This window comes from Enterococcus pernyi, from assembly GCF_045371165.1.
GTDB classification, from domain to species: domain Bacteria; phylum Bacillota; class Bacilli; order Lactobacillales; family Enterococcaceae; genus Enterococcus_B; species Enterococcus_B pernyi.
Map to the genome: position 1 here is coordinate 94,423 of NZ_JBIQDM010000007.1, position 13,667 is coordinate 108,089.

Genomic DNA, 13,667 nt, shown 5'->3' on the forward strand with positions numbered 1-13,667 from the left:
CAGGTTTTTGAATCCTGTGTATTTGGTTATATGAAGTGAGAGAACACGTATCTTCAATGCTACCTAAAAAAAAGAATATTCGAAAAAAACTATCTTTTAAACAATTGTTTTATGTTACAATATCCAAGATAAGGGGGGAGTACTGGTGAAAGAGCTAAAAATAACTGACCTCAAAAAAACATATGGAGAAAAAGAATTATTTAATCAGATCTCCTTTTTGATCCATGAACATGATCGCATCGGTTTGATTGGTACCAATGGAACTGGTAAAACAAGTCTTTTGAATATCATCGCTGGACTTGACAGTGGAGATGGTGATCAGCAGACAGTTTTTTATCCGAATGATTACCGTATCGGTTATTTATCACAAACCGATTCATTTGCAGAAAATGATACGGTCTTACAAGCTGTTTTTCAAGGGAATAGTCCATTGATCCAGACTGTACGACTCTATGAGGAAGCCTTGATTGCATTAGCTGAAAATGGCGATGATGAAGCAGTCCAAAAACGCTACGCATTGGCAGAAGAGCGAATGAATAAAGAGGACGCTTGGACGACGGATACAAATGCCAAGATCATTTTGCAAAAACTAGGGATCAGTCAATTAGAAAAGAAAATCGGTGAGCTTTCGGGTGGACAAAAAAAACGTGTCAGCTTAGCACAGGTTTTGATCGATGAACCTGATCTTTTATTACTTGACGAGCCGACAAACCACTTAGATTATGCAGCGATCGAATGGTTGGAATCTTACTTGAAACAATATCGTGGTGCCTTATTGATGGTTACCCATGATCGTTATTTCTTAGATCGTGTCACGAATCGGATCTTTGAACTTGCCTTTGGGAATCTTTATGAATATAAAGGCAATTATGAAGCTTATCTTATTGAAAAAGCCGAGCGAGATCGTGTCGAAGTCGAACAAGAAGAAAAGCGTAAACGCCTGTATAAGCAGGAGCTTTCTTGGATGCGAGCGGGAGTACAAGCTCGTGGGACGAAACAGCAAGCACGTATCAATCGCTTTGAAGATTTAAAAGAAAACTTATATCAAGTCAATCATGATACGGATATCGAACTAAATATCGCGACACAACGTTTAGGTAAAAAAGTGATCGAGATCAAGGATGGTTCGTATTCGATTGAAGGAAAACCTTTGCTCCAACACTTGGATCTATTGATCCAATCAAGAGAGCGTCTAGGAATCACTGGAGAGAACGGTGCTGGAAAGTCAACGTTGTTAAATATCTTAGCAGGGAAATTATCCTTAGATAGTGGCATCTATACGATTGGCGAAACTGTTCGATTAGCTTACTATACACAGGAAAATGAAAAAATGTCTCCGGACAAACGAATGATTGCTTATCTGCAAGAAGCGGCAGAAGAAGTCCAAACTGCGGATGGAACGCAAATCGGTGTCGCCGAACTTTTGGAGCGGTTCTTGTTTCCAAGATTCATGCACGGAACACTGATCCGTAAACTGTCTGGTGGGGAAAAGCGTCGTTTATATTTACTCAAATTATTGATCCAGCAACCAAATGTTCTATTGCTGGATGAGCCAACCAATGACTTAGATATCGCTACTTTAACGATTTTGGAAGATTATTTCCGGACATTCCCTGGAGCGGTGATCACCGTTTCTCATGACCGTTATTTCTTAGATAAGGTAGTTGATAAACTGTTAGTTTTTCTAGGAGATGGCAAACAAGAGCTTTATTATGGCGATATGTCTAGCTATTTAGCCAAACGCAAAGAAGATCAACAGATTCAACCAGAAAAAGTCAAAGCTAAGATAGAAGAAAAAAAATCTGAGCCAAAGAAAAAGCTTTCTTATATGGAACAGAAAGAATGGGCAACAATCGAAGATGAGATTGCGGAACTAGAGAATCGTTTGGATGAATTGCAAGAGGAGATGAACCATCAAGGGGATGATTTCACACGATTGCAAGAATTACAAAAAGAAGTAACCACAACTGAAGAACTGCTGGAAGAAAAAATGTCACGTTGGGAATATTTAAGTGAATGGGCAGATAATTAGGAGGGAAAAGATGGAGCAAGCATATCTTGATCTAGGGAAAAAGTTGTTATCTGATGGACATGTAAAAGGTGATCGTACGGGAACAGGAACATTTAGTTTATTCGGTTATCAAATGCGATTTGACCTGCAAAAAGGCTTTCCGTTATTGACGACAAAACGTGTACCTTTTGGTTTGATCAAAAGCGAATTATTATGGTTTTTAAAAGGAGACACGAATATCCGTTATCTTTTACAAAATAATAACCATATTTGGGATGAATGGGCATTTGAACGGTATATCAAAAGTGAGGATTACCAAGGGCCGGATATGACAGATTTTGGACATCGTAGTTTGACTGATCCAGAATTCAATAAAGTCTATCAAGAAGAAAGCAAGAAATTCTGTGAAAAGATAGTGGCAGATGAAGAATTTGCAGAAAAACATGGAGATCTTGGTCATATTTATGGCTATCAATGGCGTCATTGGGAAACCAAAGAAGGTAGTTTCATCGATCAAATCAAAGAAGTGATCGAAGCTATCAAGCAGACACCTGATTCAAGACGACTGATCGTCTCAGCATGGAATCCAGAAGATGTGCCAAGTATGGCTTTACCTCCTTGCCACACGATGTTTCAATTCTATGTAAATGACAATAAACTAAGTTGCCAGCTGTATCAAAGAAGTGCTGACGTGTTTTTAGGTGTCCCGTTCAATATTGCTAGCTATGCTTTATTGACACATCTGATTGCGCATGAAACGGGATTAGAAGTTGGTGAATTTATCCATACTTTAGGCGATGCGCATCTTTACTCAAATCACGTAGAACAAATGAAAGAACAATTGTCTCGTGAAGTTCGTCCATTTCCGAAGCTAGTATTGAATACAGAAAAAAACTCTGTGTTTGATTTTGAAATGGATGATATCAAAGTTGAAGGATATGAGCCGCATCCTTCAATAAAGGCACCTATCGCGGTCTAAGAAAGGATGAGAAAATGTTCGCTGCAATCTGGGCACAAGATGAAAATGGCCTGATCGGAAAAGAAGATAGACTTCCTTGGCATTTGCCGAATGATTTGAAATTTTTTAAGCAAATGACTGAAGCGAATGTATTGATCATGGGACGAAAAACATTTATGGGGATGGGCGGTAAGCCACTACCTAATCGTAAAACGATTGTTTTGACAAGAGACCGTGAGTTTACAGCCGAGGGCGTACTAGTGATGCATGATGTCAATGAAGTATTAGCTTATGAAAAAGAAGTAGATGAAATTTTATTTGTTGCTGGAGGGTCAGCAATCTATGAAGAATTTTTACCTTACTGCACAATTTTGTATCGTACGGTGATCCATCACTCTTTCGAAGGAGATACGTATTTTCCTGCTGTAGACTGGCAAGCATGGTCATTGATCAATATCAGTCCGGGAGAAATAGATGAAAAAAATAGTTATGCACATCAGTTTGAGACGTATAAACGTAAAGAAGAACACACAACAGAAGAGATATAATGTTTCGTTGAACCTATAGATTCAAAGCGGAAGAAACCAAAATGGATTTTTTATCATTCAGGTTTCTTCTGCTTATTTTGTCGTTCCATCAAAAAAAGTAGAACAGATAAAGAAAACTGAGTAGAACCATGTTATCATAACAAACAATTTATTTTAAATTTGTTTATAACTGAATTTGATGAAAAAACAGAAGTTCTTTGGTATACTGAAAGTGGACCTGCCTGAAAAATGCTAGGCACTTTGTGAAAGAAAGAGTGTGAAATAATGACAAACGTAAAAATAGTAACAGATTCTTCTTGTACAATGGAAAAAGTAGTACGAGATCATTTGAATATTCATGTTATGCCATTATCAATTATGATCGATGGCGTTGTATATCCTGATGACGATCAACTAGGCGGAGAGAAATTCATGGAAATGATGGCTAAATCAAAATCATTACCTAAAACAAGTCAACCGCCGATCGGCGAATTCATTTCAACGTATGATGAATTAGGACAAGATGGTAGTGAAGTGATTTCCATCCATATGACGAAAGGGTTAAGTGGAACGGTTGAAGCTGCAAGACAAGCAAGCAACTTAACGAAAACAAACGTCACAGTCATTGATAGTGATACGACTGACCAAGGTTTATCTTTCCAAGTGATTCGTGCGGCTGAAATGGCCAAAGAAGGTAAATCAGCAGAAGAGATCCTTGCTGAAATCGAGAAGATCAAAAATAATACCAAACTTTATATCGGTATCTCCACATTGGATAACTTAGTAAAAGGTGGAAGAATCAGTCGTGCAACTGGTTTACTATCAAGTATGTTAAACATTCGTGTGGTGATGAACTTTGCTCATTCAGAGCTGATTCCTGTGACAAAAGGTCGTGGGAAAAAGACTTTCGACAAGTGGTTTGATGGCTTGAAGAAAGAACTGAAGGCTCTACCGAACGTTCGCCAGATCGGTATCTCACATGCAGGTGCCACAGAGCTTGCTCGAGAGTTTGAAGAAGGCTTGAAACAATTGTTTCCCGATATGGACATCCCAGTATTGCATACAAATCCAGTGATTGCTACCCATACAGGGGAAAATGCTTTTGCAATCATGTATTATACCGATTGATGAATGTAAAATAAGGAATAGAAGGACAGATCATGTGAAGACAAATAAACGTGTTCTTTGTGATCTGTCTTTTTTCGTTCAAGTGCTACTAGCATAAGGAAGTGAGGAGGAAAAGACATTTTGAGATGCTCCACTTCCTTTAGCAGATGAGAAACAGCCTCTTTCTTTTTTTCAGAAAAGGGCTATTTTTTTAATTGGAATTTTGGTAATATAAGAAACAATCATGGTCTAGAGGTGAAACAATGAAACGAATGAAACAACAGTGGTTGCTTGTTTTGATCCCTTTGTTCACTGCAGTTCTTCTCTTTGTCGGACTCTCTTTGAGCGTGCCGAAAGCACAGCCTTTGTTAAAACCGGCAGCATCGGTTACTTCTGAAAGCAATCAAAAGGAAAAGTTACACTATGTAGCAATTGGCGATTCATTGACTGAAGGAGTAGGCGACCAGACGAAACAAGGTGGTTTTGTTCCGTTAGTCGCAAATGACATAAAAGAAAGATACGGTTTGACAGCCATTGAAATTGAAAACTATGGTGTAAATGGCGAACGAAGTGATCAAATATTAAAAAGATTGAAAAGCAATGAAGAAATCCAAAAGAATATCGAAACCGCAGACATTATTACCTTGACTGTTGGTGGGAATGATTTAATGAAAGTGATCCAAAATAACCTTTTTGGTATCAGTATCCGTTCATTCAATAAACCAATCAAGAAGTATCAAGAAAACGTCCAAGCCATCATCGAAGAGATACGAGGGTTAAATAAAGAGGTACCTATCTATATTTTAGGGATCTACAATCCATTTTATTTGAACTTCCCTGAGATTACAGATATGCAAACGATTGTGGATAACTGGAATGAAGGAACACAGCAAGTAGTAAATGAAGCAGAAAATAGCTATTTTATCCCGATCAATGATCTATTGTATCAAGGATTAAATCAAGAGGTCGGAATTACTGAAGCTTCTGATCAGTCAGCTTCTAGCGATAGTTCGAACGGGACGAAAAATAATGTGTTATATGAAGAAGATCATTTTCATCCTAATAACTTAGGCTATCAATTGATGGCTAATGCTGTGAGAGATCAATTAATCGAAACGCATGAAAAATGGCTGGTCAAGGAGGGAAACAAGGATGGATAAACGTAGTTCAACAGTTGTAAAAAACAAAAGGCATAACTACTGGAAATACGCATTTCTGATTTTATTAGGCCTGATCATTGGTTCGACGATTTTCTTGGGTACGCGGATATTCGCCAATCGTGAACCTGATTTGCCAGAAGTACCAGCGATTACAGAAAGACAAGGCGATCCAGTATTGACGATCAATACTCAAAAAGAAAAAGTCAACCAACTGATCAGCTTTTTCTTGACAGATTTCCAAGAAGGACAAGATATCAAGTACAAATTTTATTTAGAAAATGAAGCATTGCTTAATGGGACGTTTGAAGTGTTAGGATTCCCTATCGACTTTTACTTGTATTTTGATCCGTATGTAATGGAAAATGGTAATGTTCAGTTAAAAGCAAAAAGTCTATCGATCGGTACATTGAATCTGCCGATCAAAGATGTGATGAATATGATCAAGCGAAATTACAAACTACCTGAATGGATCGAGATCAATACAGACGATTTAACGATCATGTTACGATTAGACCAATTCCGTATGCAAAATGGAATGTACATCAAAGCGGACAAAATTGATTTAGTCAACGATGATATTCGCTTTAGTTTGTATTTACCAAAAGATTCCTCAACGACGGAAGAAACGACCGAATCTAGTACTAATTAAGTGATATCTCGAGAGTAAGGGAGGAATCAACAATGGAACGAGCAATATTTGCAGGAGGTTGTTTTTGGTGCATGATCCAGCCTTTTGACACATTACCTGGCATCCACACGATCATGTCCGGTTATACTGGAGGTCATGTGCCAAATCCAACGTATGAACAAGTGAAAGCCAAAACAACAGGACATACTGAAGCAGTAGAAATCTTGTATGATCCTGAATTGATCTCATACGAGGCATTACTTGAGCTTTATTGGCAACAAACAGATCCTACAGACGCTTTTGGTCAATTTGAAGACCGAGGCGACAATTACCGACCTGTGATTTTTTATACTACAGAAGAACAACGTCAAAAAGCTGAAGAAAGCAAACAACAACTTGCAGCAAGTGGTCGCTTTAGTGATCCCATCGTTACGACGATTGAGCCAGCGGAGACCTTCTATTTAGCAGAAGATGAACATCAAGATTACTACAAAAAAAATCCTGAGAACTTTGAGCGTAATCATGCGCGTCGTGCGGCATTTATTGCTGACAATTGGGAGGGAAAGCAATGAATCGCAGCTTCTATCACTATCTGATGACTCTTCGTGGAGGGAAATCTTCCGATGCGTTATCAACGTTTGCAACCGAAGCTGGAAAAGATATCCAGTTTCCAAAACATAGTACGAGTTATGAAGAAATCTCTGATTATTTAGAAATGAATGTTGATTATTTGCCCTCTATGGATATCTTTGATAAAGCTTGGGATCATTATCTAGAGAATAATCATCTCGCCTGAACAATGGATCTGGTATGAAGGGTATGACTTAAAAAAGACGAGACAAGTACTGCTTAGACAATATTTTTGAATAGTCCTATTTGATACAGTGATTTTGGTCTATTCAATTATTTCTAAAGCATCGTACGTATGTCCGTCTTTTTTCGCGTCTATCTGTAAATGATTATTGAACCATTCGCTTTTTCTGTAGTTATTCTATATAATGAGGATAATAGGTTAAGATTTTACGAGGGATGGATTGATGGGCTTTGACAAAAAAGCAGCGTTATATTGACCGTTTTTGGTTATTTATTAAATTTTTACTTTGTTCCATAGTGATTGCATTTATTTTACGGGGATTTATATTGATCCCAGTACCAGTGGAAGGAAACTCGATGGAGAATGTCCTTAAGCAAGGTGATATGGTCGTTATGGAAAAATTCTCTGAAATCAGAAGATTTGATGTAGTCGTTTTCCAAATTTCAGATGGCACGATCTATATCAAGAGAGTCATTGGTCTACCGGGAGAAACTATTAGTTATGAAAAGGACCAACTAAAAATCAACGGCCAGCCAATCGAAGAACCTTATTTAAGTAAAAATATCCGTTCGGACCATGAAAATGCACCTTATACTACCGATTTTACCTTGGAAGAGTTGACAGGATATACAGAATTACCTGAAGATAGCTATTTTGTTTTGGGGGATAATCGTCGTGTATCAAAAGATAGTCGTTCATTTGGAACAATATCTAGAGATGAAATTTTAGGAAAAGCGAGATTTGTGTATTACCCATTAAATGAAATCAAATGGATCAGGTAAAATAAAAGAAGACTTCCCAATAGCAATATGTTGGAAAGTCTTCTTTTTTTGATTATATTTTCATCCACATTGGTTCCAATGTGTTTCCATCAGGATCTTGTACTTCAAGAGAATACATTTCTTCTTCCGGTATTCCCATCTCGACTGTATGGTAGCTACCACCATTTTCTTTTGCAATTTCACCAAAACGTTTGACTTCTGCAGCATTTGCTAAACTAAAAGCAATCAGTGCACCGCTCATTTTTTTTGTGTCTGCGATTTCTTTGTTTTTCAAGAATTTTTTGTAAAAGTCATGTGTCAAGAGCATCACCCAAAATGTGTCATCCCAAACCATTGCGCTTGCTTCCTCAGTTGAAAATTCTTTATTTTGTTTGAATCCTAATTTTGTATAGAATTCGACCGAGCGACCAACATCTTGCACAGGGAAATTGACAAAAACCATTGTGTTCATCTTGCTACAGCTCCTTTCAATTTTCCTCTATCATGCGCTCGTCGGTAAGCGTTGTCAAAGTATTTAACTTGGGAAAGAATTTTTTATTTTATTGGACGTATCCGCTAAATGTATAATCAACAGTACTATAAAAATAATTTTTTCATAAGTACTCCTTTTTTGTTATTTTTTAGTGAACGTTCACCTCTTGATAATAAGTGTTTTGTTTCACATTTTCAATAGCAAGAATCCTTGTTTTACAAGGTGTCACAGATTGTGACATCGAATAATCGGAAATATATCAATTCGTTTCAATAATTCGCTTTTAAGTTCTTTTATGAAATGGTTATAATGAGAGATAGAATAAGGAGGCGATGTTGTGGATTTTGGTAAAATATTAAAAGAAAAAAGGCATCAAGCAGGAATTACACAGGAAGAATTGGCAAAGAGATTAAATGTTAGTCGTTCAGCTATTTCTAATTGGGAAATCGGCAGAAATTACCCAGACATACATACACTAGTGGAAATATCGACCAGCTTAGGTGTGTCTTTAGACGAACTATTGGAAAATTCTACTATGACTGAGACGATGATTGATACTACTAAAGAAATGGCGGTGAATCAGAAAAAAAAGCGAGGAAAATTGTTTTTTGTAGTAGCACTTTGTTCGATTGTTTCAGTCATGTCGCTTTTATTTTTTTCATTTTCTAAGCAACCGACGATTGTCTTGAATGCAGTTGAAAACGCCGATTCAGAAGAGGTAGCGCTCTTTAACAAAGAAGACATCAAAGATATTACCCTCAAAGACAAGAAAATGACTGTTCTTTTTACTATACCTAAAGACAGTGAATATGTTGGCTACTATGTTGACGGAAGTAATCAAAAAGGATTTGTAAACCTTGATTTATATAAGACTGCTGATTCTGATGTCAATCAGCGGAAATTAGTACATGATGGACTGATTGAAGTAGATTTAGATATGTTTACAAAAGTGAATAAAATTAGTGTGAATTATAAAAAATAAAGCGTATAGAAAGAAGTATTCAAAAATAGCTGTATGAGGACAAATGAAGGAGTTCTATGGTTAGTGAAGGTAAGTATGGCAAAATAAAAATCTTCTAAAAAACTTTTAGAAATCAGGTGAATCTTCTTGTCAACGAGCTGTATACTTCGAGTCGGATCAGGTTAAAAAGTAAGCTTCATGAAACGAATCGTTCAGTCGATTGTTTTACGGAGCTTACTTTTTTCATTACTATGCAAATTCTTTTTTACATTGATTGCTTTCTAACGTTGGCTGAATGACCGTTTGACATTTCTTAAAACTGACTCATGGCGTACGCCAAAAGATCGGCTAGGAATCAGAAATATAAAGTATTCCTCTTGTGAGTAGATCGGACAAAGGATTTTATCCTGTTAAGGTATTCCCTCCTCATCAAATATTTTTGTCCAGTTTACGATCTGAATAAGCATGGATTCACTTCTCCAGAGTTTCGCATCATATGTCGGTACACGTTCTGAGATAACTATGAAATAGAAGACTTGTTTCAATGGTAAATATTTCTAGGATAGCCAACATTCTCCTTGAATGACTTTAACAAATGGAAACTTGCTTGTTGAAAGGACGTCTCTCTTTCCATTTTTAGAACATGAGGTGGAATCGATATGGTAAACTGAAGAAAAGAGTCGAAAGCGAGGAGCCAGATGATCGAAAAGAAACCAAAAGGAAGAGACGGTGTAGTGATCCAAGAAGAGCAAGTGATTCGTCCTAAGAAAGTCTGGTCGGAGGAGGTCCAAAAATTTTTAAGTTACCTAAGGAACCAAGGTGTAACTTATGTGCCAGAACCACTAGGCTATGATGAGCAAGGAAATGAAGTGGTATCTTATCTCGCAGGTGAGGTCTATGATTATCCTTTGCCCCCTCAATTGTTGACGGACAGTGCCATTTGTTCAGCAGGTCGGTTGTTAAGAGATTTCCACGACCAAAATCAAGGATACCTTACTTGCTTAAGTGGCACAGAACCGTGGATGCTACATTCGTTCGGAGAGCGTGAGGTAATGTGTCACAATGATTTTGCGCCATACAATGTGACAACGAAAAATGGTATAGCCATTGGTATCATTGATTTTGACACGATCACACCAGGATCAAGAACCTGGGATGTAAGCTATGCCGCCTATCGCTGGGTACCTTTAGAGATGAATCAAGGAGATCCAATCACGGATGAAACGTGTCATCGTTTAAAAAAATTTATTGAAGCATACAGACTAGATGAGTCCGAGTATCCAAATTTGATTCCTACGATGATCGAGCGACTTTCTTATATGATGGACTTCATCACTAAAGCAGCGAGTCGCGGGGAAGCAAATTTTCAAAAAAATATACAAGAAGGCCATCTAAAAAAATATGAGCAAGATATTCAATGGTTGCTCGATAATGAGAAAAAAATTCTTAGAAAGTTGCAAAATGAAGAAACTTGAGAATAAGCCGTTTGATTTTTAGTTTTTTTCTTGTATACTCCTAGAAGTGTAGTTCATTCAAGTACTGTATAAGTAAAGAGCAACTTTTTTAGATTTTAAGTTTTAGAGGAGGAAACACCAATGACTATTCAATGGTTCCCAGGACATATGGCGAAAGCTAGACGTGAAGTTTCAGAAAAGATGAAATATGTTGATATCGTCTTTGAGTTAGTTGATGCACGACTACCTTTGTCTTCACGTAATCCAATGTTAGATCAAATCATCCAACAAAAACCAAGACTTGTTTTATTGAATAAAGCTGATCTAGCGGATCCGCAACAAACAAAATTATGGCAACAATACTTTAGAAAGCAAGGACATCAAGCCTTAGCAATCACCGCTCAAGAAAGTAAAGGAATCAAAGCGTTGATCCCTGCGGCAAAAGAAGCATTGAAAGAAAAACGCGAAAGAGACGCAGCTCGTGGCATCAAACCTCGAGCAATCCGCGCGATGGTCCTAGGAATTCCTAATGTAGGAAAATCGACATTGATGAATCGTTTAGTGGGCAAAAAGATTGCACAAACAGGGAATAAGCCTGGGGTAACGAAAGGGCAACAATGGCTTCGTTTAGGAAGTGAATTAGAACTATTAGATACACCTGGTATTTTATGGCCTAAGTTTGAAGATGAAGAAATCGGTAAAAAACTAGCCTTGACTGGTGCAATCAAAGACCAATTGGTACACCTTGATGATCTAGCAATTTACGGCTTAGATTTCTTTGCCCGTTACTACCCTAATAAAATCAGCGAACGTTATGGACTATCAATAGAAGAAGAGCAACAAGTTGCACCTGAGTTATTGATGACGATCACGGAACGTAGAGGGTATCGCCAAGATTATGACCGTGGGAGCGAGCTAGTCGTTTTTGATATCCGCCAAGGGAAACTTGGTCGCTATACTTTAGATCGTTGTGAAGAAATGGAAGAGACTACTCATGAGTGAATCGATCCAGAGTATCAAAGAAAAACTGAAACAACTCACAACGCTTGATGATCCGATAGTCACACAACTAAGATTAGACACAAGAAAAGGTGTCCAACAAGCGTTAAGCTCTTTTGAAAAACGCTTAGCAAAGGAAGCTTTGCTTCGTGAGAAATATGAGACGATGTCCTTCTACGAAAATGAAGGATATGCTCAAGGGTATGACCTGATTGCAGGGATCGACGAGGTAGGAAGAGGCCCCTTGGCTGGCCCTGTTGTAGCCGCAGCTGTTATTTTACCTAAAGGTGTAGAGATTTACGGATTGAACGATTCCAAGCAATTATCTGAAAAAAAACGTGAAGAACTGTATGAACAGATTCAAGAAAAAGCCCTCTCCGTCGGGATTGGTGTGATCGATGAGCAGACGATCGATCGTGTCAATATCTACGAAGCAAGTAAATTAGCGATGTGTGAAGCTCTTAAAGAATTGACACCAGAACCTACGTATTTATTGATCGATGCGATGACTTTAGATCTGCCGATTGCACAAAATAAATTGATCAAAGGAGATGCCCGTTCAATTTCGATTGCTGCTGCAAGTATCATTGCAAAAGTCTATCGCGACCGTTTGATGAAAGAATACGAGTTACAATATCCTGGCTATGGTTTTGCCAAGAATGCAGGTTATGGAACAAAAGAACATCTGTTAGGATTAGCACAACATGGCATCACGCCAATCCATCGTAAAAGTTTTGCACCAGTCAAACAATATTTATCATAAGCGATGCGCCACTTTTTACGTATCTTATAAAAAAGATTAGAAAAGGTGGCGCTTTATGCTTATATACAATGAATTTATTACAAAGTTGGCATTAGTCAAAGGACTGAGCGGAGAGCAAAAATGGCGTGTGATCCGTCATCTATTAAGTGAAAAGAAAGAATGGTTGTCGGTTGATGATATGTTGACAGTTTCGCACTTCAATCGCTCTAGAGCAATTTTTTATGACTATTGGAGCCAGATCAACTATACTTGGCGGAATAGAATAGGAGAGAATCCATACATAACTTTTCTTGATCCGATCTACCCTTCACAATTGCTTCATTTGGCAAATCCCCCGATCTTATTATTTTATCAAGGGGATCTTTCGCTGATGAAACGAAAAATGATCGCTGTCGTTGGTGGTAGACAAACATCTGGTTATGCGCGAAAAATCGTAGAGCGAGTGATCACTCCTGTGATTGACCAAGACTATCTAGTTGTTAGTGGCTGTGCGAAAGGCGTAGACACTTATGCGCATCAAGTAGCGATCCGCTGTTCAGGCAGAACGATTGCAGTGATCGGTACGGGGATCAATCATAGTTATCCGAAAGAAAATCAGCAGTTGCAACGAGGGATTGCTAGAGATCATCTTGTATTAAGTGAGTTTTTACCAGATGTTGGTCCACAAAAATTTCATTTTCCTATGAGAAATCGTCTGATTGCCGCTTTATCAAGTGGAATCTGTGTGATTGAAGCAAAAGCAAAAAGCGGATCATTGATCACAGCAGAGCAAGGCTTAGAGATTGGACGTCCGATTTTTTCTGTCCCTGGGAATATTTTGACAGGTCAATCCACTGGTTGTCACCAATTGATCCAAGATGGAGCGATATGTACCTTTTCAGGACAAGATATCCTTAATGAATTGGAATCATAACGATTGATTTATTATTGCTTTCCTTGACAAACGATTTCTGAATGGATATGATAAGCTACGATTTGTAAAAGTCCTTGTAACATATATATAGTAGGAACCCGAAAATGGAAAGGAGTCC

General features: G+C 37.9%; 15 protein-coding genes. 14 read left to right on the forward strand and 1 reads right to left on the reverse strand.

Going from position 1 to position 13,667, the window contains the following annotated elements:
- The first annotated feature begins 145 nt into the window (after positions 1-145).
- From ACH0AK_RS09890 to lepB, 9 genes are all read left to right on the forward strand, one after another.
- Positions 146-2,032 carry an ABC-F family ATP-binding cassette domain-containing protein gene (locus ACH0AK_RS09890; protein WP_010735758.1) on the forward strand — a complete coding sequence of 629 codons (1,887 nt, stop codon included), beginning with the start codon at positions 146-148 and terminating at the stop codon, positions 2,030-2,032.
- Between the two features lie 10 nt (positions 2,033-2,042).
- The gene (locus tag ACH0AK_RS09895) at positions 2,043-2,990 is read left to right on the forward strand and encodes a thymidylate synthase (protein ID WP_023519479.1); all 948 of its coding nucleotides are present in this window, start codon (positions 2,043-2,045) and stop codon (positions 2,988-2,990) included.
- Positions 2,991-3,004: 14 nt separating this feature from the next.
- A complete protein-coding gene (locus ACH0AK_RS09900; protein ID WP_023519480.1) occupies positions 3,005-3,517 on the forward strand; it encodes a dihydrofolate reductase in 513 nt (170 codons plus the stop codon).
- Positions 3,518-3,781: 264 nt separating this feature from the next.
- Positions 3,782-4,624 carry a DegV family protein gene (locus tag ACH0AK_RS09905; protein WP_023519481.1) on the forward strand — a complete coding sequence of 281 codons (843 nt, stop codon included), beginning with the start codon at positions 3,782-3,784 and terminating at the stop codon, positions 4,622-4,624.
- Positions 4,625-4,866: 242 nt separating this feature from the next.
- Positions 4,867-5,763, forward strand: coding sequence for an SGNH/GDSL hydrolase family protein (locus ACH0AK_RS09910; protein WP_023519482.1), 897 nt, complete (start codon positions 4,867-4,869; stop codon positions 5,761-5,763).
- On the forward strand, positions 5,756-6,412 hold the full coding sequence (locus tag ACH0AK_RS09915; protein ID WP_010735753.1) for a YpmS family protein: 657 nt from the start codon (positions 5,756-5,758) through the stop codon (positions 6,410-6,412). Before ACH0AK_RS09910 ends, ACH0AK_RS09915 begins: the two co-directional genes overlap by 8 nt.
- Positions 6,413-6,444: 32 nt before the next feature.
- Positions 6,445-6,963: a peptide-methionine (S)-S-oxide reductase MsrA gene (gene msrA, locus ACH0AK_RS09920; RefSeq protein ID WP_010735752.1), complete on the forward strand. Its 519-nt coding sequence runs from the start codon at positions 6,445-6,447 to the stop codon at positions 6,961-6,963.
- Positions 6,960-7,187, forward strand: coding sequence for a YozE family protein (locus ACH0AK_RS09925; RefSeq protein WP_010735751.1), 228 nt, complete (start codon positions 6,960-6,962; stop codon positions 7,185-7,187). The genes msrA and ACH0AK_RS09925 overlap by 4 nt, the downstream gene beginning before the upstream one ends.
- Positions 7,188-7,435: 248 nt before the next feature.
- Positions 7,436-7,987, forward strand: coding sequence for a signal peptidase I (gene lepB / locus ACH0AK_RS09930; RefSeq protein WP_194179702.1), 552 nt, complete (start codon positions 7,436-7,438; stop codon positions 7,985-7,987).
- A gap of 52 nt (positions 7,988-8,039) precedes the next feature.
- Here the strand turns inward: lepB and ACH0AK_RS09935 are convergent, their stop codons facing one another.
- A complete protein-coding gene (locus ACH0AK_RS09935) occupies positions 8,040-8,438 on the reverse strand; it encodes a VOC family protein (protein ID WP_010735749.1) in 399 nt (132 codons plus the stop codon).
- Positions 8,439-8,796: 358 nt separating this feature from the next.
- On the opposite strand from ACH0AK_RS09935, the gene ACH0AK_RS09940 reads away from it, so the two are divergent.
- The 5 genes from ACH0AK_RS09940 (at position 8,797) to dprA (ending at position 13,549) form a co-directional block, all read left to right on the forward strand.
- Entirely contained in the window at positions 8,797-9,441 is a 645-nt protein-coding gene (locus ACH0AK_RS09940) for a helix-turn-helix domain-containing protein (RefSeq protein WP_023519484.1), read from the forward strand.
- A gap of 677 nt (positions 9,442-10,118) precedes the next feature.
- Positions 10,119-10,895 carry an aminoglycoside phosphotransferase family protein gene (locus ACH0AK_RS09945; protein WP_499796876.1) on the forward strand — a complete coding sequence of 259 codons (777 nt, stop codon included), beginning with the start codon at positions 10,119-10,121 and terminating at the stop codon, positions 10,893-10,895.
- A gap of 120 nt (positions 10,896-11,015) precedes the next feature.
- Positions 11,016-11,876, forward strand: coding sequence for a ribosome biogenesis GTPase YlqF (gene ylqF, locus ACH0AK_RS09950; protein WP_023519485.1), 861 nt, complete (start codon positions 11,016-11,018; stop codon positions 11,874-11,876).
- A complete protein-coding gene (rnhB, locus tag ACH0AK_RS09955; protein ID WP_010735745.1) occupies positions 11,869-12,636 on the forward strand; it encodes a ribonuclease HII in 768 nt (255 codons plus the stop codon). Before ylqF ends, rnhB begins: the two co-directional genes overlap by 8 nt.
- A 55-nt stretch (positions 12,637-12,691) precedes the next feature.
- On the forward strand, positions 12,692-13,549 hold the full coding sequence (gene dprA, locus ACH0AK_RS09960; protein ID WP_224434652.1) for a DNA-processing protein DprA: 858 nt from the start codon (positions 12,692-12,694) through the stop codon (positions 13,547-13,549).
- The last annotated feature ends 118 nt before the right edge of the window (positions 13,550-13,667 follow it).

Bases quoted from the DNA above. Each gene is read 5' to 3' on its own strand.
- ACH0AK_RS09900 (WP_023519480.1), top strand. From the start codon at position 3,005: ATGTTCGCTGCAATCTGGGCACAAGATGAAAATGGCCTGATCGGAAAA.
- dprA (WP_224434652.1), top strand. From the start codon at position 12,692: ATGCTTATATACAATGAATTTATTACAAAGTTGGCATTAGTCAAAGGA.
- msrA (WP_010735752.1), top strand. From the start codon at position 6,445: ATGGAACGAGCAATATTTGCAGGAGGTTGTTTTTGGTGCATGATCCAG.
- ACH0AK_RS09935 (WP_010735749.1), bottom strand. From the start codon at position 8,438: ATGAACACAATGGTTTTTGTCAATTTCCCTGTGCAAGATGTTGGTCGC.
- rnhB (WP_010735745.1), top strand. From the start codon at position 11,869: ATGAGTGAATCGATCCAGAGTATCAAAGAAAAACTGAAACAACTCACA.
- ACH0AK_RS09945 (WP_499796876.1), top strand. From the start codon at position 10,119: ATGATCGAAAAGAAACCAAAAGGAAGAGACGGTGTAGTGATCCAAGAA.
- ACH0AK_RS09905 (WP_023519481.1), top strand. From the start codon at position 3,782: ATGACAAACGTAAAAATAGTAACAGATTCTTCTTGTACAATGGAAAAA.
- ylqF (WP_023519485.1), top strand. From the start codon at position 11,016: ATGACTATTCAATGGTTCCCAGGACATATGGCGAAAGCTAGACGTGAA.
- ACH0AK_RS09910 (WP_023519482.1), top strand. From the start codon at position 4,867: ATGAAACGAATGAAACAACAGTGGTTGCTTGTTTTGATCCCTTTGTTC.
- ACH0AK_RS09915 (WP_010735753.1), top strand. From the start codon at position 5,756: ATGGATAAACGTAGTTCAACAGTTGTAAAAAACAAAAGGCATAACTAC.
- ACH0AK_RS09925 (WP_010735751.1), top strand. From the start codon at position 6,960: ATGAATCGCAGCTTCTATCACTATCTGATGACTCTTCGTGGAGGGAAA.
- ACH0AK_RS09895 (WP_023519479.1), top strand. From the start codon at position 2,043: ATGGAGCAAGCATATCTTGATCTAGGGAAAAAGTTGTTATCTGATGGA.